This is a genomic window from Bradyrhizobium septentrionale (genome assembly GCF_011516645.4).
GTDB classification, from domain to species: Bacteria; Pseudomonadota; Alphaproteobacteria; order Rhizobiales; family Xanthobacteraceae; genus Bradyrhizobium; species Bradyrhizobium septentrionale.
In genome coordinates this window covers 6,879,994-6,906,761 of record NZ_CP088285.1, presented here as the reverse complement: position 1 = coordinate 6,906,761, position 26,768 = coordinate 6,879,994, and the positions used below count along the sequence as shown (strand labels likewise).

Here is a 26,768-nt window from a genome sequence, read left to right as displayed (position 1 = left end):
GATACATCTCGCAAGCGCCGGGGCCCTGCCCGGCCGCCACCACGCAATCGCACAGCGACAATTAATAGCCGGCGGCGAGCCCCGAATTGCGGCGCGGATCGTTCGCGCCATAGAAGCGGTTGTTGCCGACCGGCTTGCCGCCGAGCGACGGCGCGCCGACGATGATGACCGCGAGATGGTTGGCCGGCTGCGGCGGGCCGAATTTGTGGCCCATGCCTTCCAGGATTTTCCGCGTGTCCGGCGACAGCGCAAAATCCTCGACATTGGTGGCTTCGGGAAGCCATTGCTGGTGGAAGCGCGGCATGTCCACGGCCTCTTGCGCGTTCATGTCATAGTCGATGGCGTTGATCATCGTCAGCAGCACGGCCGTGATGATGCGGCTACCACCCGGCGTGCCCACCACCATGACCGGCTTGCCGTCCTTGGTGACGATGGTCGGGCTCATCGAGGACAGCGGACGCTTGCCGGGAGCGACCGCATTGGCCTCCCCCTGCACCAGGCCATAGAGGTTCGGCACGCCGATCTTGGCGGTGAAGTCGTCCATCTCGTCGTTCAGCAGCACGCCGGTCTTGGCCGCCGTCACCTTGGCGCCGAACCAATCGTTCAGCGTATAGGTGACCGACACCGCGTTGCCGTCCTTGTCGGCGATCGAATAATGCGTGGTGTTGCTGCCCTCATGCGGGGGAACGCCGGGCTTGATGTCCTTGGACACGCCTGCCCTGGCCGGATCGATCACAGCGCGGATCTTCGCCGCATACTCCTTGTCGAGCAGACGCGCGAGCGGATTCTTCACGAAGTCGGGGTCGCCGAGATAGCTGTTGCGATCGACATAGGCGTGGCGCATCGCCTCGATCTGGTAGTGCACGGCCTGCGCGGAATGGTAGCCCAGGTCCTTGAGCGGATAGCCTTCCAGAATGTTCAGGATCTCGCAGATGACCACGCCACCCGAGCTTGGCGGCGGCGCGGAGACCACGTGGTAGCCGCGATAGTCGCATTCGACCGGCGCGAGCTCACGAACCCTGTAATTGTCGAGATCCTCCTGCGTGAGCAAGCCCTTGCCGGCCTGGCTCGAGGCCACGATCGCCGCGCCCACCCAGCCCTTGTAGAAGCCGTCGGTGCCGCGCTTGCTGATCTCGCGCAGCGTCTCGGCGAGTTCGTGCTGCGCCAGCCGCTCACCGGCCTGGAACGGCTTTCCGTTGTTGAGGAAGATCGCGGCCGAAGCCGGATCCTCGCGAAGATCGTCGACCGCGGAGTTCAACATATCGATGTCGCCGCGGTCGAGCACAAAACCGTCCTCGGCGAGTTGCAGCGCCGGCGCGATCACGTCCGCGCGCTTCATGGTGCCGTATTTCTCGCGCGCATACTCCATGCCTGACACCGAGCCTGGCACGCCGACGGCGAGATGCCCCTTGGTCGACAGGCCGTTGACGACCTTGCCGTCCTTGTCGAGATACATGTTGGCGGTGGCGCCCTTCGGCGCGGTCTCGCGGAAATCCAGGAAGGTCTTGCGGCCGTCGGCGAACTGGATGGTCATGAAGCCGCCGCCGCCGAGATTGCCGGCGGCGGGATAGACCACCGCAAGCGCATAACCGACCGCAACCGCGGCGTCGACCGCGTTGCCGCCCCGCTTCAGCATCTCGATGCCGACCTGTGTCGCGAGATGCTGCGCCGATACCACCATGCCGTTCTCGGCGGCGACCGGCGCAACCGACGCGGCGCGGCCAGGGACTGAAGCTGTGAGGCCGATCGCGACAATGGCCGCGATCACGCATCGCGCGCCCGTTCGTGGATTTCGCATTGGAGTTCCCCCGATTGCCGCCGTCTGGGTGCGGCGTGTGTTCCTTCTATCGGAGCGAGCAAGTGTAGCAGGCCGCGCGCCCGCGGACTATGGGGTCGTCGCGCGCAGCGTCAGCGTCAGCCTTGGAGTTCCATCAGCCCGACGCGCGCGCGGCGGCTTGCCCGGAAAAATCCAGCACCGGCGTCGCGGCGAGCAGCGCCTTTGTGTAGGCATGCTGCGGACGGTCGAACACGTCGTCGCGCGAACCCTGCTCGACGATACGGCCGCCCTGCATCACCACCACACGGTCGGCGACCTGTTCGACCGCGGCGAGGTCATGGCTGATGAACAGACACGCAAAGCCGTATTGCGCCTGCAGCCGTTCGAACAGCTTCAGCACCTGGGCCTGAATCGTCATGTCGAGCGCGGAGACCGGTTCGTCGGCGACCACGAAGGACGGATGTCGCACGATCGCGCGTGCGATCGCGATGCGCTGGCGCTGACCGCCGGAGAGTTCATGCGGCCAGCGCTGCGCGAAGCCGGCAAGCCCGACCTCGTCGAGCATATCAGCGACGCGCCGATCGCGCTCGGCGGACGAAAGCTCCGTGACATGCCGCAGCGGCTCGGCGACAATCTCGCCGACCCGCATGCGCGGGTCGAGCGACGAATAGGGATCCTGGAACACGAGCTGCGAGGCCAGGCGAAACGCGCGATCGCGCGTCGCGATCACGTCCCTGCCCTGAAAGCGGATCTCGCCGCCGGCGGCCGGGATCAGCCGCAGCATGGCGCGGCCAAGCGTGGTCTTGCCCGAGCCGCTGCCGCCGACCACGGCGACGGTTTCGCCGGCGCCGATCTCGAGATCGACACCATTGACCGCCGCAACATTGGCATCCCTGCGGAACAGCCGCTGCCGCCCGCCGAACGAGACCTTCAAGCCGCGCACGCTGATCAACGGCTCGCTGGCCGCGCGGCGCCCGGCTGCTGCCCGCCGCCGCGGCAGCGCATCGACGAGTTGACGTGTATAGGCCTCGCGCGGCGCAGAGAGGATCTGCTGGACGCTGCCGCTCTCCACCAGAAGACCCTGCCGCAGCACGACCGCGCGCTGCGCATAACGCGACACCAGGCCGAGATTGTGGGTGATCAGTATCACCGAGGTGCCGTGATCGCGCGCCAGCTCGACCATCAGGTCGAGCACCTCGCGCTGGCTCAGCGTGTCGAGCGCGGTGGTCGGCTCGTCGGCCAACAGCAGCTTCGGCTTCAACAGCATCACCGAGGCCAGCATGATGCGCTGGCGCATCCCGCCGGAGAATTCATGCGGATAGGCATCGAAGGTCCGCTCGGGATCGCGGATCTGCACCCGCGCCAGCATGTCGAGGCAGCGCTGCCTGATCTCGCCCCGCGTGAGCTTCTCGTGCAGGGCAAGGCCCTCGGCCATCTGCGCGCCGACGCTGATCGCCGGATTGAGCGACACCATCGGCTCCTGGAACACCATGCCGACCGAGCGGCCGCGCAGAGCGCGCATGCGCTGTGGCGCGATATCAGCGAGATCCTCGCCATCGAGCCGGATCTCGCCGCCGACCCGCCGCAGGCCCGGCGGCAGCAGGCCGAGAATGGCACGCGCCGCCGCGGTCTTGCCGCTGCCGGACTCGCCGACCACGGCGAGGAATTCGCCGCGCTCGATCGCAAACGACACATCGTCAACGACGACAGCGCCGGTCCTGGCGGCTTCGATGCGCAGATGATCGACGGCCAAGAGCGGTGCGGTCATCCGTGCGCCATCCGGGGATCGAGGCGATCGCGCAGGGAATCGCCGAGCAGGTTGATGCCGAGCAGCGTCAGCGCGATGCACAGTCCCGGTGCAATGCTGAGCCAGGCCGCGGTTTCCATGTAGGGACGGCTCGCCGCCAGCATGTTGCCCCAGGTCGGCGCCGGCGGCGGCACGCCGAGGCCGAGGAAGCTCAACGCGCTCTCGGCCAGCAGCACCCAGCCGAACATGCTGGTGGCGAGCACCGCCACCGGCGCGATCGCATTGGGCAGCACATGGCGGAGCATCGAATAGAGTTCGGAGTTGCCGATCACGCGCGAAGCCTCGATATACTCCTTCTCGCGGATCGACAGCACCGTGCCGCGGACCACGCGCGCAACCGAGGGGATGTAGGCAAGCCCCAGCGCCAGCACGAGACCGGTCTTGATGGCGCCGATCACGATCATCACCGCCAGCGCCAGCAGGATGCCGGGAAACGCCAGCAGCGCGTCGTTGACCGCCATGATGACGCGATCAGTCCAACCGCGCAGATAGCCCGCGACGCCGCCGACCAGCACGCCGATACTGACGGCGATCAGGACGGTGGCGAGCGCCACCACCACGCTGGCGGCGGCTCCCGTCATCAGGCGGCTCAGCACGTCTCGGCCGAATTCATCGGTGCCGAACCAGTGCAGCGCGGATGGCGCCTGCAGCCGCGCCTTCAAATTGATCCGCAGCGGATCGAACGGCGTCCAGAATGCGGCGGTCGCGGCGGTGCCGAGCAGCAGCGCGATCAGCGCGCCGCCGATCATGGTGTTGACGCGCCATTTCATGCCACGGCCACCCTCGGGTCGAACAACGGATAACAGAGATCGACGATCAAATTGACGACGACATAGATCACCGCCGTGAACAGCAGGCAGCCCTGCACCACCGGATAGTCGCGCGCGAAGATCGAATCGACCAGCAGCCGACCAAGCCCCGGCAGCGTGAACACGGTTTCGATCACGGCAATGCCGCCGAGCAGATGGCCGAGCACCAGCCCGATCAGCGTCCAGGTCGGCGCGAAGGCGTTCGGCAGCACATGGCGGCCGAGCACCAGCCATTCCGGAACGCCCTTGGCGCGCGCATGCGTGACATATTCGAGCCGCAGCACCTCGATCGAGGCCGCCCGCGCCATCCGCGTCAGCACGCCGATCTCGACGGCGGTCAGCGTCACGATCGGCAGCACCATGAACATCGTCGCCTGCCAGACATTCTCCGAGAACGGCACGTAGCCGATCACCGGCAGCCATTTCAGCTTCAAGCCGAACAACAACAGCAGCAGCAGGCCGAGCCAGAAGCTCGGGATCGACAGCAGCAGCGTGGCACCGCCGACGATCGCAAGATCGAGCGCGCTATTCTGCTTCCAGGCTGCGATCACGCCCGCCACCACCGCGATACAGGCGGCAAGGCCGACCGCCACCAGCACGATCACGGCCGAGACCTGGAAGCGCTCCAGGATCAGCGGCAGCACCGGAAGATTGTTGGTGATGGAATGGCCGAGGTCGCCGGTCGCAAGCTTGCCGAGCCAGTACAGGAATTGCAGCGGCACCGGCTGATCGAGCCCGAGCTGCGTGCGCAATTGCGCGGCCTGCGCCGGATCGGCGTTGTCGCCGAGCATCACCTGAACCGGATCGCCGGGGATCAGGCGCACCAGCGTGAACACCGCGACCGCCACCAGGAGAAGCGTCGGGATCGTCATCGCCAGCCGTCGTGCGAGGTAGCCCAGCATCGCCGCGATCCCTCCCCTACTGCACGCTCACGCCCCAGAAGCGCGGTTGCCCGAACAGCCAGCCGGAAAATCCCTTGACGTTGTTGCGCAGGGCAGCGATCTCGGCGCCGTTGAACAGAACGATCATCGGCACATCGTCGATGAAGCGGCGGTGCAGCTCGTCGAACAGAAGCTGGCGTTTCGCCTTGTCGTCGATCATCATCGACTCCTGTAGCATCCGCTGTGCCTCCGGATTGTCCCAGACCTTGCGCGGCTGGGTCGCCTTCGGCCCCATCAGCATCTCGAAGCTGAGCGACGGGTCGAGCCGCGGCGAGTAGACGAAGGCCATCGACTGATAATCGCCGCGGTTGTAGCGGTCGAGCTGGGCGGCCCAGTCCAGCACCTCGATCTCGATATTGATGCCGACGGCCTGCGCCATCGCCTGCACCAGCACGGCGGAATCGAACACATAACTGTAGCGCTTGTTGGCGATCATCTTGATCGGCTGGCCGCGATAGCCGGCCTGCGCGAGCAGCTTCTTGGCTTCGGCGATATCCTGGGTGTAGCCGTGGGTCTCCACCTCGCCATAGAACGGGCTGCCGATCGGCAGCGCCGAATTGTTGGCGCGCGCGATGCCCTCCATCACCGCCTCGATGATCTGCGGTGTGTCGAGACTGAGCGCGATCGCCCGCCGGATCCGCACGTCCTTGAGAAGCGGATCGCGGGTCTGGAACAGGACGCCGGTGAGACCGAGCGCCGGCGTGATGCTGAGCTGCACGTCCGGCCGCCCCTTGAGGTCCTCGACATCTGGGATCGCAAGATTGCCGATTGCATCGAGCGAGCCGGACAACAGGCCCGCCTTGGCCGCCGAACCGTCGGGAACGACGTTGAACCTAATCCGGTCGACTTGCGCGATCTTGGCGCCGGTATAGCCGGTGCGCGGCTCGCTGCGCGCAGCGTAACCGTCGAAGCGCAGCAGATCGACGTACTGGCCGCGCTTCCATTCGCCGAGCTTGAACGGCCCGGTGCCGACAGGCGCGATCCACTTGCCGTCCGCCCCGACCGAGTCGCGATGGATGATGGCGGTCTGCCCGCAATCGGGCCGCGCCAATGTCGACAGGAACAGCGCCGTCGGCCGGTCGAGCGTGATCGCGACGGTCTGCGTATCAAGCGTCTCGATGGCCTCGATCCGGGCGATGCCGGTTGCGCTGAATTCGGACAGGCACCGCCATTGCGTGGCGGGATCGAGCCAGCGCTTCAACGACCACACCACGTCGGCGGCCGTCATGGTCGCGCCGTTATGGAATTTGACGCCCTGGCGCAAATGGAACGTGTAGGTCCTGCCGTCGTTCGAGGTGGTCCAGCTGTCCGCCAGCATCGGCCCGATCGAGGTATCGTCGCGAAACGCGACCAGGCCCTCGACGACATGCGCCATCACGCCGTCGGTGTTGGCGTCGCGGTTGGTGCCGGGATCGGTGGAGCGGATGTCGGCGTTGAGCCGCGTCCGCAACAGGGTCTCGGCGCCGGCGCGCGACGGCGCCGCCGCGCCCATCGCGGCGAGCGCCACCAGGCCGACCATCATCGCACGCGATGGCCGACACAGGTTCATCAGGACGCCCTCGCGGTCGCTGATGGCCCCGCCTCATTGCGCGGGCTGGCCGCGACGTCGAGCCGGTAGGACGTGAACTGCCGGTTCAGCGCCGGCAGCGGCGCGACTTCCATCAGCCCGCTCGCCGGCTCCATCAGGATCATCGCGACCGTGGCGCTGAGATTGTTGCCAAGGTTGCGGCGCGGCGGCCGGCACACCGACCATGGATAGGCGAAATCATCAAACAGCGCCGACTTCACGGTCTCGAAGCTGATGGCACCGAGATGCGGCTGCAACAGATCGCGGACCCGGATATCGCGATAGAGGCTGTCCGGCGTGCTGGCGATGCCGGTGTCCTTCAACTTGCCGAGTGCAACGGGGCTGACGAAATGATTGGCGTGCACCAGCAGGCCGCGATCGGGATGCACCTGGAATGTCTCGTCCGGCGCACATTCGAAGTCGATCGCGACACCGTCGCGATGGCTGACGATCATGTTGTTGGCGGCGGATTTCTTGGTGCAATAGACCGTACGCATCGACAGGGCGACATGCTCGCTCTCCAGCACCTTGCGCCGGATCAGCGCCAGCGGCGCGCCGATCTGACGATAGTCGCGGTCGCACTGCAGATAATTCGCTGTGATGGCGATACCGGCCGCGTTGAAACCGCAGCGGCCAAGCGCGCCGGCTTCGGTGAAGGTCATCAGATCAGGACCATCGTCGCGGCGCACCTTCAGCACGACGGCAGTCTCGGCGCATTCGCGCTTCCAGTCCCAGTTTTGGGCGTGGATCAACCGCCCCGACGCGCTTGCTTGCGGCAGCACAACCACGCCGGTGCAGCCATCGGGCTCGTCGGGCGTCTTCAGCCGCGCCCGGACCGAGGGCTCGGCGAGCTTGAGGATCTCGGTGCGGGCATTCAGCAGCACGATATCCTCGAACGGAACGCCGGCGCCCTCGGCGATGCCGCGCATCTCCTCAATGTACGTCGGCTCGAACGCCTCGATGACAGGAAGATAGTCGCGCACCAGCACGGCCACGCCCGCGGCGTCGAGCGAAAGCTCCTTGAGCTGGGAGAAGTAGTGCGAGGTGCCCTTGCGGATGCGATCGGCCGCCTGACGGCCATACTGTTTGCCGCGCTCATGCGGCGGACCGGAAATCTCGATCAGGGGAAAAGGTTCGACCATCGTTTGCGCCAACTTCCTTTTGCGTTTCCGCGAAAGCTAATGTATTTTGTAAGCACATGAAACAAAAATCTGCGCCCATTGCGAAGGCAGCCCCGAGCCGCCTGCAGCGCGAACTGTCCGCGGGCATCCTGGAGCTGATCCGGGCGGAAAAACTCGCGCCCGGCACGCGACTTGCGGAGGTGGCGCTGGCGGAGCGGCTGCAGGTTTCGCGCACGCCGGTGCGCGCGGCGCTGAAATTATTGGCCGGCCGCCGCCTGATACGGGTCGGTGCAAGCCGCGGCTACTTCGTGACGGACACGGCTCCGCCGGCACCGAAGACACCAGGCAAGCCCGCGCCTGCGGATACCGATCGGCTGTTCGTTGCGATCGCGCGCGACCGGCGCAGCGGCCGCCTTCCGGTCGACGTCTCCGAGCGCGACCTGATGCAGCGCTACGGCGCGTCGCGGCCGGTGGTGCAGCGGGTACTGGCCAAGCTTGCAGAGGTCGCGGCGGTGCAGCGCAAGCCCGGGCATGGCTGGCGATTTCAGCCGATCATCGCCGATGCCAAGGCGCGCGCCGAAAGCTACCGCTATCGGATCCTGATCGAGCCGGCCGCCCTGCTGGAGCCGGGCTTTCAGCTCGACCCAGTCTGGGCCGCCGAGATGCGCCGGCGTCATCAGGACGCGACCAGGCGAACCTGGAACGAGACCGCGAGCATCGCCTTCTTCGAGATGAACGCAGCCTTCCACGAAGGATTGGCCGCCGCGTCCGGCAACCGCTTCCTGCTGGTCGCGGTGCAGCAGCAGAACCGGCTGCGCAGCTTTGCGAACTACGACTGGACCTTTGGCTATGAGCGCGTGCTGGTGAACTGCCGCGAGCATCTTGCGATCCTCGACCGGCTCGAGGCCGGCGAGCGCGAGGCCGCGGCCGCGCTGATGCGCAGCCATCTCGAAGGCGCCTCAAGGGTCAAGCGCGTCACCGACGAGGCGGCCAACGGCCGCCGCACCAACAACGGCAAGTAACAGGAGGCCTCCATGCATTCACCGCACGCCGCGGCAACGAACACGCCCCTCACCCGCGAAGCGTTGGAGCCGTTCTGGATGCCGATGACGCCCAATCGCCAGTTCAAATCCAACCCGCGGCTGTTCAGCGGCGCCGAGGGCATGCACTACATTACGCAGGACGGCCGGCGCATTCTCGACGGCATGGCCGGGCTCTGGTGCGTCAACGCCGGGCACGGCCAGAAGCGGATCGTCGAGGCGATCCAGGCGCAGGCCGCGAAGCTCGATTTCGTGTCCTCGTTCCAGATGAGCCACCCGGCCGCATTCGAGCTCGCCGGACGGATCACCGAGATCACGCCTGAAGGCCTCGACCATGTGTTCTTCACCAATTCGGGCTCAGAGTCGGTCGATACCGCGCTCAAGATCGCGCGCGGCTATCACCGCGCCCGCGGCGAAGCCAGCCGCATCCGCTTCATCTCGCGCATCAAGGCCTATCACGGCATGGGCTGGGGCGGATTGTCGGTGAGCGGCCTGTTCCGTCACCGTCGCGATTTCGGCCCGCTGCTGCCCGAGGTCGACCATCTGTCGCTCCCCCATGATCCCGAGCACACCGCATTCTCGCGCGGGCAGCCGGCATGGGGCGCGCATTTTGCCGATGAGCTGGACAAGCTCTTGCTGATCCACGATCCCTCGACCGTAGCGGCCGTGATCGTCGAGCCCGTGACCGGTTCGGGCGGCGTCTACCCGCCTCCATCAGGCTATCTCGAGCGGCTGCGCAAGATCTGCGACCAGCACGGCATCCTGCTGATCTTCGACGAGGTGATCACCGGCTTCGGGCGGCTCGGCGCGCCGTTCGCGGCCAATGCGCTCGGCGTGACGCCTGATCTGATCACCTGCGCCAAGGGCATGACCAATGCCGCCGTGCCGATGGGCGGCGTCATCGTCCGCGACAAGGTCTATTCCGCTTTGATGAACGGCCCGGAAAACACCGTCGAGCTGTTCCACGGCTACACCTACTCGGCACATCCGCTCGCCTGCGCGGCGGGGCTGGCCGCGCTCGACGTCTATCAGGACCTCGGCCTGTTCGAGCGCGCCTGGCGCATCGCGCCGGTGTGGGAGGCAGCGGCGCATGCATTGAAGGATACGCCACATGTGATCGACGTCAGGAACATCGGCCTTCTGGCCGCGATCGATCTGAAGCCGCGCGACGGCGCGGTCGGCGCGCGCGGCACCGAATGCGCCAGGCGATGCTACGATGACGACGGCATCCTGATCCGCGCTGCCGGCGACATATTGCTGATCTCACCGCCCCTGATCATTACCGAGGAGCAGATCGAGGCGATCTTCGCAGCGATCCGCCGCGCGCTGCACGCGATCGAGTGACCCCCGGCCGAACTCGACCGGCCACGGACCGGGCGCAACTCGCGCGTCGCTCGCGTGGCCGGCGAAGCGCGACGCAAAGCTCGGGCACATTATGCCGCGAGAACGTTGAGCCACATCCTCGACGCTGTTTAACAATGCGCGAGATTTATCCCGTCATCCTGAGGTGCGAGCCTTGCGGCGCACTTGCGCCGCTGGGCGAGCCTCGAAGGATGCACGGCCCGGCTGGTGGCCGTCGATCCTTCGAGGCTCGCCCGAAGAGGCTCGCACCTCAGGATGACGGGGCAAGTGCTTTCGCAGGGACGACGGTCTCTTCGCGGAGACGGGCTCGCAATGTCGCGAACAAGCGAATCCTCGCTGCGCCCCGCCTACACCCCACCCTTCGTCCGCAGCCGGCTGTGGCGCCGGCCGTAGACCGCATAGATCACCAGCCCGATCACGAGCCACACCGCGAGCCTGATCCAGGTGTCGAGCGGCAGGCCGAACATCAGGAACAATGACGTCCCAGCGGCTGCCGGGGCCACCAGCCAGATCGCCGGCGCCTTGAACGGACGCGGCAAGTCCGGATCGCGCAGGCGCAGCACCAGCGTTCCGATCGAGACCACGGTGAACGCGAACAGCGTGCCGATCGAAACGAGTTCGCCGACCAGCCCGATGGGCAGTAGCCCGCCGAGAACAGCGGCGACGGTGCCGGAGAAGATGGTCGAGACATACGGGGTCCGGAAGCGCGGATGGATCTTGGCGGCAAAGCCCGGCAGCAGCCCGTCATGCGCCATGGCGCGAAAGATCCGCGGCTGCGCCAGCAGCATGATGAGGATCACCGAGGTCAGCCCGAACAGGATGCCGAGCTTGATGAACGGACCGAGCCAGCCGATGCCGATCGCATCGATGCCGACCGCGATCGGATCGGGCACGCTGAGCTTGTCGTATGGCACGATGCCGGTCAGCACGAAGCCGACCGCGACATAGAGCGCGGCGCAGATGACGAGCGAACCGAGAATGCCGATCGGCATGTCGCGCTCCGGCGTCTTCGCCTCCTGTGCCGCGGTCGAGACCGCGTCGAAGCCGATATAGGCGAAGAACACCACCGCCGCGCCGCGGATCACGCCGGACCAGCCGAATGCGCCAGGGCCGGCATTCGGCGGGATCAGCGCGCCGTCCGGATTGCCCGCCGTTACCCAGTTCGCCAGCGACACCGAGGATGCGGCGGTCGCGAGAAACAACGCGATGACGACGAGCTTCACCACCACGACGAAGCCGGTGAAGCGCGCGGACTCGCGGATGCCGACCACCAGCAGCGCGGTGACGAAGGCGATGATCGCCATCGCCGGGATGTTGATGACCGCGCCGGTCGCCGACCACGCACCGCTGTTGACGTCGTAGGCGAGCGGCGCCGAGGTGAATTGCTGCGGCAGGTTGATGCCGAAATCGCGCATGAAGCTGACGAAATAGCCGGACCATCCGACCGAGACCGCGATCGCGCCGACCGCGTATTCGAGGATCAGGTCCCAGCCGATGATCCAGGCGATCAGTTCGCCGAGCGTCGCGTAAGCATAGGTGTAGGCGCTGCCGCAGATCGGCACGGTCGAGGACATCTCGGCATAGCACAGGCCGGCGAACGCGCAGGCGACGGCGCCAAGCATGAAGGAGAGCGTGACCGCGGGACCGGCATTGGCGGCGGCCGCGTGGCCCGTCAGCACGAAGATGCCGGCGCCGATGATGCCGCCGATGCCGAGCGTGACCAGCTGCAACGCCGACAACGAGCGCTTGAAGATCGGCGTCTCCGCGTCGCCGTCCGCGCGCGCCGCCTCGCGCAACAGGTCCGAGGTCGACTTTCGGTCCCAGAAACCGGCCAGGGTGTCGGTCACGCCAGATGCCCTCCGCCGCTCGAGCCCGGCGGGACCCGACACGATCGGCCGACTATAACGCGCCCGACGCGCAGTCGTTCGGGCGCCGGGCCATAGCCGGCGCGCTTATCCACCGCCAAGAACTACGGCTAAACGCGGTGCGGGGCCCTATTGGCAGGGATGGCGGCGGCCGTCGCGGCCAAGGAAGGTGCCGGACGCAGGATCGAACGAATGGTAGCGGGCGCAGGAGGAGGACGGTGCCGCCAGCATCGCCCCATAGGCGTTGGCCGGGTTGCCGCGCTGTTGCGCCGCCAGCTGGGCCTCACCCCACGGCGTCAGGGCGCCGCCGTTGATCGCGCTGCGCCCCGGATTCTGCGCGTCGAAAAGTGCCGGCTCCGACATCTGAGCCAAGACCGGCGTGAACGTCATTCCCACCAGCAGCACAGCGGCTGCAACGGCCTTGAGTCCGGCCATAGGATCTCTCCGATGCATCGATTGAAAATTGTCCAAGAGACTGTTCAGGGGCGGCAGCGCCGTCCCTGTGCCCGCAACCAATGTGGTGACGACCACGGTCCGGGCACAGGCACCAGCAAGTCACAATGCCGCGAGGCAGCCGTCTGCGTGGCACGCCAACCGCGGCTCGCGAAGGACGTCCAGCCCGCGCTTCAGCGATTATGCACGTCGGGCCGCGGGTCGGAGACGAACCCGTCGCGGTTCGGCATCTTGACGGCGGCGAGCGATTTCGCGTCGAGCACGGCGTTGGTGGGGACGATGCCGTTGAGGCTGAGGATGTAAGCGGACACCGCATAGACGTCCTCATTGCTCAGCGACTGCGGCGCGTTCTGCGGCATCGCGCGCCTGACATAGTCGAACAAGGTCGAGGCATAGGGCCAATAGCTGCCGACGGTGCGGATCGGTTTTGGGCTCGGCAGCGTACCCTGCCCGCCGACTAGGCGATCGCCGACGCCGCCCTGCCCGCTGTCGCCATGGCAGGCCGCGCATTGCTCACTGAACACGGTGCGGCCGCGCTCGACGCTGCCGCTGCCCGGCGGCAACGCCGCGCCGTCGCGGCCGATATCGATGTTCCAGCCGGCGATCTCCGCCGGCGTCGCCGCCCGGCCGATGCCGTAACGCTCCTCGGCATGAACAGCGACGCCGAGCATCACGAACGTACTCACCAGAGCCGCGGTCTTCACATTACGCCTGGCCATTGCTCACCTCGCCATTTGCAGCGATGCGCCAGGGCCAGATCGCGTTGTTGTGGTAGAAGGAGTTGAGACCACGCACCGCAACCAATTCGGCCAACGTCGGCTGCACGTAGCCGGTCTCGTCGATGGCGCGGCTCTGGATCACGGCGGGGGCGCCATCCCAGTGCCAGGGCAACCGGAAGCGCGTGAGAGCACGCGTCAGCACCGGCTCCTGGAGTTCCGCCTGCTGCCAGCTCTTGCCCTCGTCGAGCGAGACCTCCACGCTTTTGATCTTGCCGTGGCCGCTCCAGGCAAGCCCGGTGATCTCGTGAAAGCCCTGCGTGGTCAACTTCTGGCCGCCGGACGGCCGCGTGATGATCGATTTGGCTTCCATGTAGAAGGTGAATTCGCGCGACGTGCCGTCCGGCATCGGGTCGGTGTATTTCGAGGTCTCCTCGCGCGAATAGGCCGGCTCGGCGACCACCCTGAGCCGGCGCAACCATTTCACGTTCATGTTGCCCTCGAAGCCGGGCAGCAACAGCCGCAGCGGATAGCCCTGCTGCGGGCGCAATCGCTCGCCGTTCTGGCTGTAGACCAGCATGGCGTCGTCGAGGCATTTCTCGATCGGGATCGAGCGCGTCAATGCGGCGGCGTCGGCGCCTTCGGCCACGATCCATTTGGCGCCGGCCTGCAGGCCGGCTTCGTCGAGTACGGTCTTGAGCGGCACACCGGTCCATTCCGCGCAGCTTACGAGGCCGACAAGGTCGGAGGCCGTCTTGCCGTAGGGCTTGGTGTAGACCGGATTGCCGGAGCATTCGATGAAGTGGATGCGCGACTGCGATGGAAAGCGGCGGATGTCCTCCATCGTGAACAGCAGCGGGCGATCGACCATACCGTGCAGCATCAGCCGGTGCTCGGCCGGATCGATCGTCGGCACGCCGCCATGGTGGCGTTCGTAGAACAGACCGTTCGGCGTGATGATGCCGTCGAGCTCCTGCAACGGCGTGCGGCCGGAGGCGGAGATATATTGCGGCAGTGTCTTCGAGATGTTCTTGACGACGCCCTTCTCGTGAACCGACGGCGTGCCATAGGGCTGGCTTCCCATCGGATCGCCGGGCGCTTTCATCCATTCCGGCACATTGGGCGGAAGATTATTCCCCTGTTCGGCAAGTGCGGTAGAACCGGCAACTCCCGCCATCGCGGAGCCACCGGCCAGTGCTGCACCAGCCTGAAGGAATTGCCTGCGAGACGCCTCTCGCACGCGTTTGTCCGTCGTGTGTTCGCTCATCGACGTTTTCCCCTGACGTTACGAGGTGCAGCCTAACACCAAACGGCCGAGGCGAGGCAAGACTGCAATGCGCAGTGCTGCATCAACTGCCAGCGACGACCGGCAATTTGTCGATCGAGCGGATGCCGGGACGTCCACGCCAGTGGATCTGCTCCGGTCCGACCGCAAGCTGCAGGCGCGGCCAGCGCGTGAACAGCGCCTGCAGTGCGCAGGCCGTCTCGATTCGCGCAAGCTGATGGCCGAGGCAGAAATGAATTCCGGTCCCGAACGAAACATGCCGGTTCGGCTTGCGCTCAAGGTCCATTCGTTCAGGATGGACGTGCGCGCAGGAATCGACATTGGCGGCTGCGATCATAGCCATCACACGCTCGCCCTTCTTGAGATGGACACCACCCAGCTCGACGTCGCGCCTGACATAGCGTGGCTTGGTGAATTGCACCGCCGATACGAAGCGAAGCAATTCCTCGACCGCGAGGCCGACGCGCCTCCAGTCCGCCGCGAGCCAGTCCCGTCGCGCGGGGTCCTTGAGCAATTCGAAGACCGATCCGCCGATCAGATGGGTCGTGGTCTCCGAGCCCGCGCCGAGCAGCAGGAACACCATCGAAACCATTTCGTCCGGCGTGATGCGGCCGCCCTCCCTTTCGACCTGCACAAGCTCCGCGATCAACCCGTCGCCGCCCCGCTCGCGGACGAGTTGCAATTGTTGCGCGAGATATTTCCGCATCTTCGACAGCGAGCCCATCATGCGCAGGAAGCTGATCGGTCCCCTGAGCTGCGTCATCGTATTGGCCCAGGCGATGAATTTTGGCCGGTCGGCCGGCGGCAGGCCGAGCAGTTCGCAGATCACCGATACCGGCAGGACACGCGCATAGCGCTGGATCAGGTCGGCCGGGCTTCCGGCTGCGAACAATTCATCTGCCAGGCGATCGGCGATGCTGCGGATGTGGGGCTCCATCCCGAGCACGGCACGGCGTCGGAAGGCTTCGTCCACGATGCTGCGCAGCCGCGTATGATCGGGCTCGTCCATCGTCAGCATGTTGTTGGCGACGATCGTGATCGACTTCGGCATCCACCAGCGCAGACCGGCGACCTCGCCGTTTTCCTTGCGGAGCGTGAAGGTCGTGCTGTCCTTCAGCACTGCGGAAGCCGTGTCGTAGGTGGTCGTCAGCCAGACCCGACCGACGATCGGAAACTTGACCTCGACGACCTGCCCACGGGCACGCAGCGCGGCGATGCCGGCGGCAGTATCTCGATTGAATGTTTCGCTGGAAAAATCCGGTTGCGATGCCATTGCATCACCTCATGCGGTGTCGCCCTGGGGGCCGCCGGAACATGGTGTGGCACGCTCTGCGTGCAAGGCCGTCCGAGGCAGCCCCGGCTTCAAATTGCCGAGACCGCACCCCGATACCAAGATCGTCGGCTCAGTTCGCGACCGGCGGCGTGCCGTGGGTGTGGAACGACTCGATCGTCTTCAACCCCCACGCCTGTCCCTTCTTGCGCTCCTCCTCGGTCCACACGATCGGCTTCCAGTCCGGCGCGAGGATCAGGCGCGCTCCGGCGTTGGCGACTTCGACGCGGTTGCCGCCGGGTTCATAGACATAAAGGAAGAAGGTCTGCTGGATCGCGTGCTTGTGCGGCCCGGTCTCGATATGCACGCCGTGCTCGAGGAAGATGTCGGCGGCGCGCAGGATCTCCTCGCGGCTGTCGAGGGCGTAAGTGACATGGTGGAACCGGCCGCTCTTGCCGTAGTGGTCGCGCGTATAGGCGAAGTCGTAGCTCTTGTTCGACATCGTCATCCACATCGCGGCTTCCGTGCCGTCGTTGAGCACGATCTGCTCGGTGGTGCGGCATCCCAGGTAGTTCTCGAAGAACAGGCGGTTGGCCTTGATGTCGACCGCAAGACAATTGAGATGGTCGAGCCGACGGACATTGACGCCGCGCGCCGGAAAGCGCTGCGCCTGGTTCTTCAGCGCGGGCTTCAGCTCGGCCGGCGCCTCGTACCACTCGGTCTCGTAATAGAGCTCGATGACGTGGCCGTCGGGATCGCGGCAGCGGAATGCCGGTCCCTGCCCCATGTCGCCTTCGATCCAGCCGATATCGAAGCCCGAGCCTTTCAGCGCGGCGACGCGGCGCTCCAGCGCCTGCGGACTGCGGGCCCGCAGCGCCATGTGCTCCATCCCCGAATTGTTCGACGCGGTGAGCTTCAGCGAATAGCGCTCATAATCGTCCCAGCCGCGCAGATAGACCGACTCGCCGTTGCGGCCGCTGACCGTCATGCCCATCACGTCGACGAAGAATTTCAGGCTCTCGTCCGGCTTCGGCGTCAGCAGCTCCATGTGCCCGAGATGAGCGAGATCGAAGATCGGTTCCGGCTGCATGGGCGGTCTCCTTCCGCGACGGCCGGATCGACGTCTTTTCGCTCGGGCGGGCGGCGGCGTGTCGATTTGCACTAGTGTACAAAGGATTAGGTCTCGTCAACAAATTATTCGGCGTGCGTATCGACGAGATGGCCGGCGCCCACGCGGCAGTCCGCGGCCGGAATCACACAATGAAAGCGATCGAGGCCGGCGGTCAGGCGACCGAAACGGCTTTCTCGCGATGCGACGACAGCAGCTTGCGGACGTCAGCGGCCGGCACCGGCCGGCTGAACAGATAACCCTGCATCTCGGTGCAGCCGAGGACGCGCAGCATGTTGCGCTGCTGCTCGGTCTCGACGCCCTCCGCGGTCGTGGTCATGTCGCTGGCGGCGGCAATGTTCACGACGGCCTGGACGATCGTGGACGACGCACCGGCCCCGGCGAGATCCTTGATGAACGCACGATCGATCTTGATCTTGTCGAAGGGAAAGCGCTGCAGGTAGCTCAGCGACGAATAACCGGTGCCGAAATCGTCGAGCGCGATGCGGACGCCGAGCTCGCGCAGCTGATGCAGGATATCGAGCGCGGCCTCGTCGTCGCGGATCAGCACGGCCTCGGTAATCTCGAGTTCGAGCCGCGACGGCGCGAGCCCGGACGCCGCCAGCGCGGCGGCGACGTTCAGCGCCAGCGTCTGGCTCTTGAACTGGATCGGAGACACGTTGACCGCGACATGGATATGTTCCGGCCAGTTCACGGCTTCCCGGCACGCGGTGTTGAGCACCCAGTGGCCAATGTCGTTGATCAGACCGGTATCCTCGGCGACCGGGATGAAATCCGCCGGCGAGATCATGCCGCGTTCGGGATGGCGCCAGCGCAGCAGCGCCTCGCAGCAGCTGACCCGGCTGTCCTCGAGATGGAGCAGCGGCTGATAATGCAGCTCGAAGCTGCCGTCGGCGATCGCCTGGCGCAGCTCGAGCTCAAGACTGCGCCGCGCCTTGGCGCGCGCATCCATGCCGGTCTCGAAGAACCGGTAGGTGCGGCGGCCGTCGCTCTTCGCGCCATAGAGCGCGAGGTCGGCGTTGCGCAGCAGTTGATCGAGGTCGAGGCCATCGGCGGGCGCGACCGCGATGCCGATGCTTGCGTCGGTGGTGATCAGATGCCCGCTGCAGTCGACCGGCTGCCGGATCGCCTGATAGATCGCGGCCAGCAGCTGCATGGTCTGGGTCTGGTCGCGGATGGCGGTCTGGATCACGGCAAACTCGTCGCCGCCGAGCCGCGCCGCGACATCGCCCTCCCCGACACAGGAGCGCAGGCGATCGGCGATCGCCCTGAGCAGTTCGTCGCCGATCTGATGGCCGAGCGCGTCGTTGACGCTCTTGAACTCGTCGACGTCGATGTACATGACCGCGAGCTGCTCATCGGGCCGGAGCGCTTTCAGCGCCCGCTCCAGGCGCTCGCGGAACAGCACACGGTTCGGCAGATCGGTCAGCGCATCATAATGCGCCATGTAGGCGATCCTGTTCTCGGTGCGCGTGCGCTCCGTGACATCCTCGATGGTCGCCACCCAGCCGCCTTCCGGCAGCGGCTTGTTGACGATCTCGATCGCGCGCCCGCCCGGCGCGCGCGTGAGTTGACGCGTGGCGCGGCCAAGCTTCACGTTGCCGATGATGGTATCGCAGAAATCCTCGACGTCGCCATCGAACGAGCCGGTCTCCTGACGGTGTGCGATCAGCCGCTGCATGGTGCAGCCCGGCTTCGCGATATCGGGCGAGAGCCCGAACATCTCGATATAGGGACGGTTGCAGATGATGATGCGCGCCGACGCATCGTAGAGCACGAGCCCCTGCGGAATGTTGTTCACGGCGGTCGTGAGATTGCGCCGTTCGGCGGCGAGCCGGTCGTCCGAGATCTGGTGCCGCTTCAGCAACAGGAAGACGATCACGGCCATATCGCAAATGCCGCCATCAAGAGGCCTTCGCGCTCGCTCCACTGCGCGGTCGCGCTTCCGAGCAGGCTGCCCACGAGCATGCCGGCACAGAACGCCAACCCCTTGGTCGAGCCGTCGTCGGCATTCCCTGACTTTGCATTGCGGTGTTCGATGCGCACGCTGATCTCTCCCCGAGCGCGGCATCGTTACGCGGCACAAATGGAAAGGACGTTACAAGTCGCAGTTAGCAATCGGTTACACGATACCATGACACGGCGCGCGGCCAATCGCGCCGCAGTCTCCGTAAACCTAAGGAGCCGCTGCTCACTCCTCGGAGATGGTGAATGCGGCGTTAACGGCAAAACCGCGAAACAATCGCGGCTGTGCCGGAAAGCGACGATTTCACCGCCGGAGCGCGCGACAGGGCGCGATCTCACGACACGACAGAAACAAATCGTCACCGGGAAGGTATAGATTTAGCCGATGCGGAACCCCGGCGACTTAACGGTTTTTCCAGCCCCGGGCCGGCATATTGGTCCGGACATTTAGATTTCGAGAACGAGCCAGGCGAGAACTGTGACATCCTTCGGACGTGTGATCTCTGTGCGCGGCTCGCAGGCCCGGGTTGGGCTGCTGGCCGGCGGCCAGATGCAACTTTCAGAAATGCGCGCAACTGTCGGCCGGTTCGTCAGCATCCGCTGCGCGAGCTCGATCATCGTCGCCATGATCACCGAAGTGTCGTGCGAGCACCTGCCGCCGTCCGACCAGTACATGGCGACCGCTTCCGTCGACCTGCTCGGCGAAATCCTTGGCGGCGACCGGCCGAAATTCCAGCGCGGCGTCACCCACTATCCGACCATCGGCGACAGCACCGACCTGATCACGAACCAGGAGCTGCGCACGGTCTACGCGCCGAGCGGCTCGGACCAGATCAATGTCGGCACGCTGCAGCAGGATCGTTCGGTCATCGCCTATGTCGACGTCGAGGAAATGCTCTCCAAGCACTTCGCGGTGCTCGGCTCGACCGGCGTCGGCAAGTCCACCGGCGTCTCGCTGCTGCTCAACGAGATCCTGAAATCGCGGCCGAACCTGCGCATCTTCCTGCTCGACGTGCACAATGAATACGGCCGCTGCTTCGGCGAGCGCGCCCAGGTGCTGAACCCGCGAAACCTCAAGCTGCCGTTCTGGCTGTTCAACTTCGAGGAGATCGTCGACGTGCTGTTCGGCGGCCGCCCCGGCGTGCCCGAAGAGCTCGACATCCTCGCCGAAGTGATTCCGATGGCGAAGGGCCTCTACACCCAGTACCAGAACTCCGACCGGGTCGGTCTCGGGCTGAAGCGAATCGACCCCAAGCAGGTCGGCTACACCGTCGATACGCCGGTGCCCTATCGCCTCGTCGACCTGATCTCGCTGATCGACGAGCGCATGGGTAAGCTGGAGAACCGCTCCTCGCGCATCATCTATCACAAGCTGATCTCGCGCATCGACGCCGTGCGCAACGATCCGCGCTACGCCTTCATGTTCGACAATGCCAATGTCGGCGGCGACACCATGGCCGAGGTGATCAGCCATCTGTTCCGCCTGCCCGCCAACGGCAAGCCGATGACCATCATGCAGCTCGCGGGCTTCCCCGCCGAGGTCGTCGATTCCGTGGTGTCGGTGTTGTGCCGCATGGCGTTCGATTTCGGGCTGTGGAGCGACGGCGTCTCGCCGATGCTGTTCGTCTGCGAGGAAGCGCACCGCTACGCCTCCGCCGACCGCAATATCGGGTTCGGGCCGACCCGCAAGGCGGTGTCGCGCATCGCCAAGGAAGGCCGCAAGTATGGTGTCTATCTCGGCCTGATCACCCAGCGTCCGGCCGAGCTCGACGCCACCATCATCTCCCAGTGCAACACGCTGTTCACGATGCGCCTTGCCAACGACCGCGACCAGGCGCTGCTGCGCTCCGCCGTCTCGGACGCGGCCGCCAATTTGCTGTCGTTCGTGCCCTCGCTCGGCACCCGCGAAGTGCTGGCGTTCGGCGAGGGCGTGGCGTTGCCGACCCGGCTGCGCTTCAAGGAGGTGCCGCCGCACCAGCTGCCGCGCGGCGAGGCCACCATCGCAACCGTGCCGTCGGTCACCGCCGGGCATGATTTGCATTTCGTCAGCGCCGTGCTGGAACGCTGGCGCGGCGCCACCTCGCATCGCGATACCGCGCCGAACGACCCCGGTCTCAACTCCAGCCTCACCTCGCCTGCGCCGCCGCGCACCATGGCGCCGGCCGAGGCGCCGATGCTGCAGCCATCGCTGGGCCTCGATCCGGATCGCTTCTCGCTGCTGAAGAAGCCGCTGCGCTAGCATCACTGCCGCAAGGCGCCGATGCGCCTTGCGCCGGACCCGTCATCCACTATGGTTTCGCCTGACGCCGCAGCCCGCGGCATGCCGGAACCATCTCATGACGCCGCCGACCGCAAAGCGCTTCCCGACACCCGCTCTCGACAAGCTCCCCGAGGATATCCGCACCCGCATCCTGGCGGTGCAGGAGAAGTCCGGCTTCGTGCCGAACGTATTCCTCACTTTGGCCTATCGCCCCGACGAGTTTCGCGCGTTCTTTGCCTATCACGACGCGCTGATGGAGAAGGACTCCGGCCTCTCCAAGGCCGAGCGCGAGATGATCGTGGTGGCGACCAGCGCCGCCAACCAGTGCCAGTATTGCGTGATCGCCCACGGCGCGATCCTGCGCATCCGCGCCAAGAATCCCGAGATCGCCGACCAGATCGCGGTCAACTACCGCAAGGCCGACATCACGCCGCGGCAACGCGCGATGCTCGACTTCGCCATGAAGGTGAGCCGCGCCGCCGAGGAGGTCGCCGAGACCGACTTCGCGGCGCTCGCCGACCACGGCTTCAGCGACGACGACGTCTGGGACATCGCCGCGGTTGCGGCCTTCTTCGCGCTGTCGAACCGGCTCGCGAACGTCACCGGCATGCGGCCGAACGCCGAGTTCTACATGCTCGGCCGGCAGCCGAAATAGAGGGCGCGGTGACGGACTGGAGCGAGATCATCCTGCGTCTCGGCGTGGCGACCCTTGCCGGCAGCGCGATCGGGCTCGACCGCGACCTGAGCGGCAAGCCGATCGGCCTGAAGACGCTGGGTCTCGTCAGCCTCTCGACCGCCACGGTCGTGCTGCTGGCCTTGCACGCGGCTGCGCCGGGCCAGTTCACCGATGCCGCCAGCCGTGTGATCCAGGGCGTGCTGACCGGGATCGGATTTCTCGGCGCCGGCGTAATCGTCCGGCGCGGCGATCGCGCTCGGGTTCACGGCCTGACCAGCGCCGCATGCGCTTTTTTCGCCGCATGCGTCGGGATCGTCTGCGGCGCCGGACATTGGCCGATCGTCGCAACGGCCCTCGTACTTGCATTCCTGCTGCTGACTTTCGGCAACCGGACCGAGCGGTGGCTGCACCACGCGCTCGGCGGCAGGGAGGATCAGCACGGGCCGGAGGTCGCGCCCGGTCAGTCGTCGGATGCCGGGCCGCACCAGCCGGGCAGATAGACCGCTCCCCCGCTGCGACCGAGCGCCAGCCCCTTCTCCAGCGCCTTGGCGAAATTGTCCTCCACCGTCTTGCGCGGGATGTGGCGGCGCAGGAAATCGGCCCACAGGAATTCGCTGAACGGCGTCGTATCCTTGGCGAAACCGCCGGCCCGGCGCATCTCGCCGGCAAGGCTGCGGAACGGATCGTCCTTGAGATCCTTGATCGATTTCGGAATGTCCCTGAAGTGCCGGCGCTCGCCCTTGGAGTCATAGGGATAGACCCAGCGCTTGTTGTCCATCACGCCCCAGAACACGTCACGCTCGACCATCGTGAGATCGCCGATCACGGTGACCAGGATGTCCTTGACGCCCTCCTCGTGCAGCGCCCGCGCCATGTGATGATGATCGACCACGTAATAGCGATCGTCGGGACCATGGACGACCGGGATCATGTGCTTGCCCAGAAGCTCGGCACGCTTCTTGTCGGACTTGTGCTCGCGCCAGCGCTTCCGTTTCTCCTTTACCTCATGCATGCCGACCGTCATCTGGGTCGGCCGCAGCGACATGATCGGAACCGGTTTGACGTAGGGCTCGCGCGTATGGGCCATGATGTGTGCTCCCGTTTGACCGGCACTCCGGAATAGGTTCCATTATGTCATGGTGTCGCAGGCAGGTGAAAGAGCCGGTTCGGCGGAATGGCTTTGAGAGCAAACGATCGCGTGAAGGCCCGCACGGTCCGCCTCGGCAACCGCGAGGTCGTGACCGAGGGGTTGGAGCTTAGTTTCTGGGCAGACATAAGCCATCGCTGCATGACGGCATCCTGGCCCGCCTTTATCGGCGGTGCAGCATTGGTGTTCGTCGTCTTCAACGCCGTGTTCGCCTTGTTCTATTGGCTCGGCGATCATCCGATCGCCAACGTGCCCAACGGCCAATACATCGACTACCTCTATTTCAGTATCGAAACGCTTTCGACCGCCGGCTACGGCGACATGCACCCGCAGACGCATTACGGGCACTTCATCGCCACCATCGAACTCTTCACCGGCATCTTCTCGATGTCGCTGATGACCGGGCTGATCTTCGCGCGCTTCTCGCGGCCGAGCGCGCGGCTGCTGTTCGCCGACAGTCCCGTGATCTCAAACCATGAGGGACAGCTGACGCTGATGATCCGTCTCGCCAACGAGCGGCACAACATCATCGCCAATGCCACCGCGCGGCTGTGGCTGTTCAAGAGCGGCGTCAGCAAGGAAGGCATGGCCTATCGCCAGTTCTACGAGCTGCCATTGGTGCGCAGCGAAAGCCCGGCGCTGGTGCTGAGCTGGACCGTGTTTCATGTGATCGACCAGGACAGCCCGCTCAACGGCCTCACCGCCGCGGACCTGGAAGCCGTCAATGCCGGGCTCGGCCTCATCGTATCCGGCTATGACGACGTTGCAGCGCAAACTGTGCACGCGCGAAAATCGTACGAACATTCCGACATCCGCTTCGGCCATCGCTATGCAGAAATTTTGCGCGCGACCGACGACGGCCGTCTCAGGATCGATTACAGTCGGTTCCACGAGACGATCGAAGGATGAATACCACCTCTGCGCGCACCAAGATTTTAGATGTGAAGCGCATCGAACATGCTAGACATAAGCGGCGACGCGACCGGACTGACAACAGTGAAGACGCAGCGGCCAATTTCCTCGGAGGACGAGCACGTGGTGCTCAAATTCCGGCCGCGCACCTCGGCGCAGCCGCCCGGCAAGCGCGAGCAGCCGATCCGATCGCCCCGTCCTGCTTCCGTTGCCAACGATCTCTCTCGCTATGAGAAGCCGCGCGAGGAGCCGGACGATTTCCGCCAGCGCATGCTCGCCAACATCGCCGCCTTCGCCTTCACCGTGGCGCTCACCGCGATCGGTATCTGGCTGGCCATGAGCATCGCCGATTTGCGCAAGACCCAGGACTGCGTGCTGATGGGCCGCCGCGATTGCGCGAAGATTACGGTGATGCCGCGCAACTAGGCTGGCCGGAACCCTGCCCAAAAACCGCCCTTGCCAGGCCGGCCAAGCTCCATTGAACTAACGGCCCTGCTCCGATATACGGGCACACGACTCCGGCAGCAGCAATAAGGGCATTCCGGGGCAACGCGCCCGCCTTCTCCGAGAGTCCCGGAATTACCTTCAATATATCAAAGGCTTAATGATGTCCTCCACATTCGAGCAGATCGCCAACATTATCGCGGAGACCTGCGACATCCCGCGCGACACGATCAAGCCGGAGAGCCACGCGATCGACGATCTGGGAATCGACAGCCTCGACTTCCTCGACATCGCCTTTGCCATCGACAAGGCCTTTGGCATCAAGATGCCGCTCGAGAAGTGGACCCAGGAGGTCAACGACGGCAAGGCAACGACGGAGCAGTACTTCGTGCTGAAGAATCTCGCCGACCGCATCGACGAGTTGGTTGCGGCCAAGAACGCGGGCACGGGCACGGGCTCGTAATCGCCCATCATGCAGCTCGAAATTTTTCAGCTGATCGACCGGATCGTCGACCTCGACCTCGACGCAAGGACCATTGTCGTCGAGGCGGATGTCCCGCCCGACAGCCACTCCGTTTTCGCGGGGCACTTCCCGGGCTACCCGATCATGCCCGGCGTGTTGCTGACCGAAGCAATGGCCCAGAGCTCGGGCTGGCTGATCCTCGGTCTGACCAAGTTCGAGCGCATGCCTTTCCTCGCCATGGTCAAGGAAGCCAAGATGCGCGGCTTCGTCAGCCCCGGCTCGGTCCTGAGGATCGAAGCCAAGATCGAACACGAAGGTTCAGGCTTCGCCGTGACCTCGGCGAAGGTCCGCGTCGGCAAAGAGCTCAAATGCAATGCCGAGCTGACCTTCCGTCATATCCCCTTCCCTCACCCGGACTTGCGTGTGCACATGGATGCGATGGCCAACAAGATCGGCTTTCCGATGCAGGCAATGACCAATGGCTGAGAAGGAAGTCTGGATCACCGGCGTCGGCCTGCTCTCGTCGCTCGGCGAGGGGCTGGACGCGCATTGGCAGGCGCTGGGCGAACGGCGCGTCAATGCCGACGAGAAGCGTCTCGCGCCCTACGTGATCCATCCGATCGCCCCGGTCAGCTTCGACGCCCAGATTCCGAAGAAGGGCGACCAGCGCCAGATGGAGCTGTGGCAGCGCATCGGCACCTATGCCGCGGGGCTGGCGCTCGATTCCGCCGGCGTCAAAGGCAATCAGGAAATCCTGTCGCGGATGGACATGATCATCGCAGCCGGTGGCGGCGAGCGTGACCTCAATGTCGACCTGGCGATCATGAACGCCGACGCGCAGGGCAATTTGCCGCCCGCCCTGCTCAACGAAAAGCTGATGAACGAACTGCGCCCGACGCTGTTCCTGGCGCAGCTTTCCAACCTGCTCGCCGGCAACATCGCAATCGTTCACGGCGTGTGCGGGACGTCGCGCACCTTCATGGGCGAGGAAGCCTCGAGCATCGACGCTGCGCGGATCGCAGTCGCGCGCATCGGCGCCGGACAGAGCGACATCGCGCTGGTCGGCGCGGCGCATAATGGCGATCGCGGCGACCTCTTGATGCTCTACACGTTCGGCGACTTCGCCCTCAAGGATCAACATAGCGCGGTATGGGCCCGCAGGAACAACCCGGGCTTCGCGATCGGCTCGGCCGGCGCTTTCCTGGTGATGGAGTCGCGCGAGCACGCCGAGGCCCGTGGCGCCAAGCCCTACGCCAGGCTGACCAGGGTGGTCGCCGATCTGGCCAAGCGCAAGGAGCCCGGCGCCGTGACGAAATCGCTGCAGGCGATGTGGCCGAAGCTCGGCGTCAGCGACGACAAGGCCATGCTGATCACGGGCGCGACCGGCGCCGAGCCCGCGACCACTGAGGAGCGCGCATTCCTCGGCCAGCACCCCGGCCTCGCCGTGCGCGCCACCGGAACGACCTTTGGGCACACCATGGAGGCGCAGTTCCCGCTCGGGCTGGCGCTGGCAGCGTTGTCGATCTCGCGCGGCGCGCTTTATCCGGCCAACGATCCGACCGGGCTGGAGGTTGAAAAGACCGAAGCGCCAACCCAGATTGTCGTGTTGGGGGTCGGCCACTGGCAGGGCGAAGGCATGGCACTGGTCGAGGCCGTCAGTTAGTGCATGATCCGGAAAAGCTTTCCGAAAAGATCATGCTCAAACAAATAGCTAAAGCGCGATGAGTCTCATCGCGCTTTAAGTTCGGCGCAAGTACCG

The 26,768-nt window shown here is 65.4% G+C and carries 24 protein-coding genes and 1 pseudogene; 10 read left to right on the top strand and 15 right to left on the bottom strand.

All coding sequences use genetic code 11. The features are described from left to right. Nucleotides 1-61 precede the first annotated feature (61 nt). The 6 genes from ggt to HAP48_RS34390 form a co-directional block, all read right to left on the bottom strand. The gene (ggt, locus tag HAP48_RS34415; protein WP_166204255.1) at nt 62-1,798 is read right to left on the bottom strand and encodes a gamma-glutamyltransferase; all 1,737 of its coding nucleotides are present in this window, start codon (nt 1,796-1,798) and stop codon (nt 62-64) included. Between the two features lie 133 nt (nt 1,799-1,931). Next, on the bottom strand, nt 1,932-3,545 hold the full coding sequence (locus HAP48_RS34410; protein ID WP_166204254.1) for an ABC transporter ATP-binding protein: 1,614 nt from the start codon (nt 3,543-3,545) through the stop codon (nt 1,932-1,934). Next, entirely contained in the window at nt 3,542-4,354 is an 813-nt protein-coding gene (locus HAP48_RS34405; RefSeq protein ID WP_166204253.1) for an ABC transporter permease, read from the bottom strand. The genes HAP48_RS34410 and HAP48_RS34405 overlap by 4 nt, the downstream gene beginning before the upstream one ends. Then, nucleotides 4,351-5,295: an ABC transporter permease gene (locus tag HAP48_RS34400; protein WP_166204252.1), complete on the bottom strand. Its 945-nt coding sequence runs from the start codon at nt 5,293-5,295 to the stop codon at nt 4,351-4,353. The genes HAP48_RS34405 and HAP48_RS34400 overlap by 4 nt, the downstream gene beginning before the upstream one ends. A 16-nt stretch (nt 5,296-5,311) precedes the next feature. Next, entirely contained in the window at nt 5,312-6,883 is a 1,572-nt protein-coding gene (locus tag HAP48_RS34395) for an ABC transporter substrate-binding protein (protein WP_175612250.1), read from the bottom strand. Further along, nucleotides 6,883-8,043, bottom strand: coding sequence for a C45 family autoproteolytic acyltransferase/hydrolase (locus HAP48_RS34390; RefSeq protein WP_166204251.1), 1,161 nt, complete (start codon nt 8,041-8,043; stop codon nt 6,883-6,885). Before HAP48_RS34390 ends, HAP48_RS34395 begins: the two co-directional genes overlap by 1 nt. Before the next feature lie 56 nt (nt 8,044-8,099). On the opposite strand from HAP48_RS34390, the gene HAP48_RS34385 reads away from it, so the two are divergent. Further along, the gene (locus tag HAP48_RS34385) at nt 8,100-9,044 is read left to right on the top strand and encodes a GntR family transcriptional regulator (protein WP_166204250.1); all 945 of its coding nucleotides are present in this window, start codon (nt 8,100-8,102) and stop codon (nt 9,042-9,044) included. A 12-nt stretch (nt 9,045-9,056) separates the two neighbouring features. Continuing rightward, a complete protein-coding gene (gene aptA, locus HAP48_RS34380; RefSeq protein ID WP_224496735.1) occupies nt 9,057-10,406 on the top strand; it encodes an omega-aminotransferase AptA in 1,350 nt (449 codons plus the stop codon). 365 nt (nt 10,407-10,771) lie between these two features. Here aptA and HAP48_RS34375 read toward each other — a convergent pair whose 3' ends face one another. From HAP48_RS34375 to HAP48_RS34340, 8 genes and pseudogenes are all read right to left on the bottom strand, one after another. Beyond that, nucleotides 10,772-12,259 carry an amino acid permease gene (locus HAP48_RS34375; RefSeq protein WP_166215438.1) on the bottom strand — a complete coding sequence of 496 codons (1,488 nt, stop codon included), beginning with the start codon at nt 12,257-12,259 and terminating at the stop codon, nt 10,772-10,774. Between the two features lie 159 nt (nt 12,260-12,418). Then, the gene (locus HAP48_RS34370; RefSeq protein ID WP_224496733.1) at nt 12,419-12,724 is read right to left on the bottom strand and encodes a BA14K family protein; all 306 of its coding nucleotides are present in this window, start codon (nt 12,722-12,724) and stop codon (nt 12,419-12,421) included. A 191-nt stretch (nt 12,725-12,915) separates the two neighbouring features. Then, entirely contained in the window at nt 12,916-13,413 is a 498-nt protein-coding gene (locus HAP48_RS34365; RefSeq protein WP_224497101.1) for a c-type cytochrome, read from the bottom strand. Nucleotides 13,414-13,447: 34 nt separating this feature from the next. Further along, on the bottom strand, nt 13,448-14,725 hold the full coding sequence (gene soxC, locus HAP48_RS34360; protein ID WP_166204248.1) for a sulfite dehydrogenase: 1,278 nt from the start codon (nt 14,723-14,725) through the stop codon (nt 13,448-13,450). Between the two features lie 82 nt (nt 14,726-14,807). Continuing rightward, nucleotides 14,808-16,016, bottom strand: coding sequence for a cytochrome P450 family protein (locus HAP48_RS34355; RefSeq protein WP_166204247.1), 1,209 nt, complete (start codon nt 16,014-16,016; stop codon nt 14,808-14,810). 130 nt (nt 16,017-16,146) lie between these two features. Then, nucleotides 16,147-17,103 (bottom strand): catechol 2,3-dioxygenase, encoded by a 957-nt coding sequence (locus HAP48_RS34350; protein WP_166204246.1) that lies wholly within the window; start codon nt 17,101-17,103, stop codon nt 16,147-16,149. A gap of 193 nt (nt 17,104-17,296) precedes the next feature. Then, a pseudogene (locus tag HAP48_RS34345) lies at nt 17,297-19,030 on the bottom strand (putative bifunctional diguanylate cyclase/phosphodiesterase); the annotation flags it as partial. Beyond that, on the bottom strand, nt 19,021-19,188 hold the full coding sequence (locus HAP48_RS34340; protein ID WP_224496732.1) for a hypothetical protein: 168 nt from the start codon (nt 19,186-19,188) through the stop codon (nt 19,021-19,023). The pseudogene HAP48_RS34345 and the gene HAP48_RS34340, both read right to left, overlap by 10 nt. Nucleotides 19,189-19,585: 397 nt before the next feature. On the opposite strand from HAP48_RS34340, the gene HAP48_RS34335 reads away from it, so the two are divergent. The 3 genes from HAP48_RS34335 to HAP48_RS34325 all read left to right on the top strand — a co-directional run bounded on the left by HAP48_RS34335 (nt 19,586) and on the right by HAP48_RS34325 (nt 22,543). Next, nucleotides 19,586-21,346, top strand: coding sequence for an ATP-binding protein (locus HAP48_RS34335; RefSeq protein ID WP_166204244.1), 1,761 nt, complete (start codon nt 19,586-19,588; stop codon nt 21,344-21,346). 97 nt (nt 21,347-21,443) lie between these two features. Then, complete coding sequence (locus HAP48_RS34330) at nt 21,444-22,022, top strand: peroxidase-related enzyme (protein WP_166204243.1); 579 nt, start codon at nt 21,444-21,446, stop codon at nt 22,020-22,022. 8 nt (nt 22,023-22,030) lie between these two features. Next, nucleotides 22,031-22,543 carry an MgtC/SapB family protein gene (locus HAP48_RS34325; RefSeq protein WP_166204242.1) on the top strand — a complete coding sequence of 171 codons (513 nt, stop codon included), beginning with the start codon at nt 22,031-22,033 and terminating at the stop codon, nt 22,541-22,543. Here HAP48_RS34325 and HAP48_RS34320 read toward each other — a convergent pair. Then, nucleotides 22,504-23,130 carry a ParB-like protein gene (locus tag HAP48_RS34320; protein ID WP_166204241.1) on the bottom strand — a complete coding sequence of 209 codons (627 nt, stop codon included), beginning with the start codon at nt 23,128-23,130 and terminating at the stop codon, nt 22,504-22,506. The two genes, HAP48_RS34325 and HAP48_RS34320, sit on opposite strands and share 40 nt — an antisense overlap. A 201-nt stretch (nt 23,131-23,331) precedes the next feature. On the opposite strand from HAP48_RS34320, the gene HAP48_RS34315 reads away from it, so the two are divergent. The 5 genes from HAP48_RS34315 to HAP48_RS34295 all read left to right on the top strand — a co-directional run bounded on the left by HAP48_RS34315 (nt 23,332) and on the right by HAP48_RS34295 (nt 26,672). Then, entirely contained in the window at nt 23,332-24,099 is a 768-nt protein-coding gene (locus HAP48_RS34315) for an ion channel (RefSeq protein ID WP_224496731.1), read from the top strand. Between the two features lie 87 nt (nt 24,100-24,186). Beyond that, nucleotides 24,187-24,528 carry a hypothetical protein gene (locus tag HAP48_RS34310; RefSeq protein WP_166215434.1) on the top strand — a complete coding sequence of 114 codons (342 nt, stop codon included), beginning with the start codon at nt 24,187-24,189 and terminating at the stop codon, nt 24,526-24,528. A 181-nt stretch (nt 24,529-24,709) separates the two neighbouring features. Then, a complete protein-coding gene (locus HAP48_RS34305; protein WP_024582229.1) occupies nt 24,710-25,009 on the top strand; it encodes an acyl carrier protein in 300 nt (99 codons plus the stop codon). A 9-nt stretch (nt 25,010-25,018) separates the two neighbouring features. Beyond that, nucleotides 25,019-25,495 (top strand): 3-hydroxyacyl-ACP dehydratase FabZ family protein, encoded by a 477-nt coding sequence (locus HAP48_RS34300; RefSeq protein WP_166204239.1) that lies wholly within the window; start codon nt 25,019-25,021, stop codon nt 25,493-25,495. After that, nucleotides 25,488-26,672: a beta-ketoacyl-ACP synthase gene (locus HAP48_RS34295; RefSeq protein WP_166204238.1), complete on the top strand. Its 1,185-nt coding sequence runs from the start codon at nt 25,488-25,490 to the stop codon at nt 26,670-26,672. The genes HAP48_RS34300 and HAP48_RS34295 overlap by 8 nt, the downstream gene beginning before the upstream one ends. The last annotated feature ends 96 nt before the right edge of the window (nt 26,673-26,768 follow it).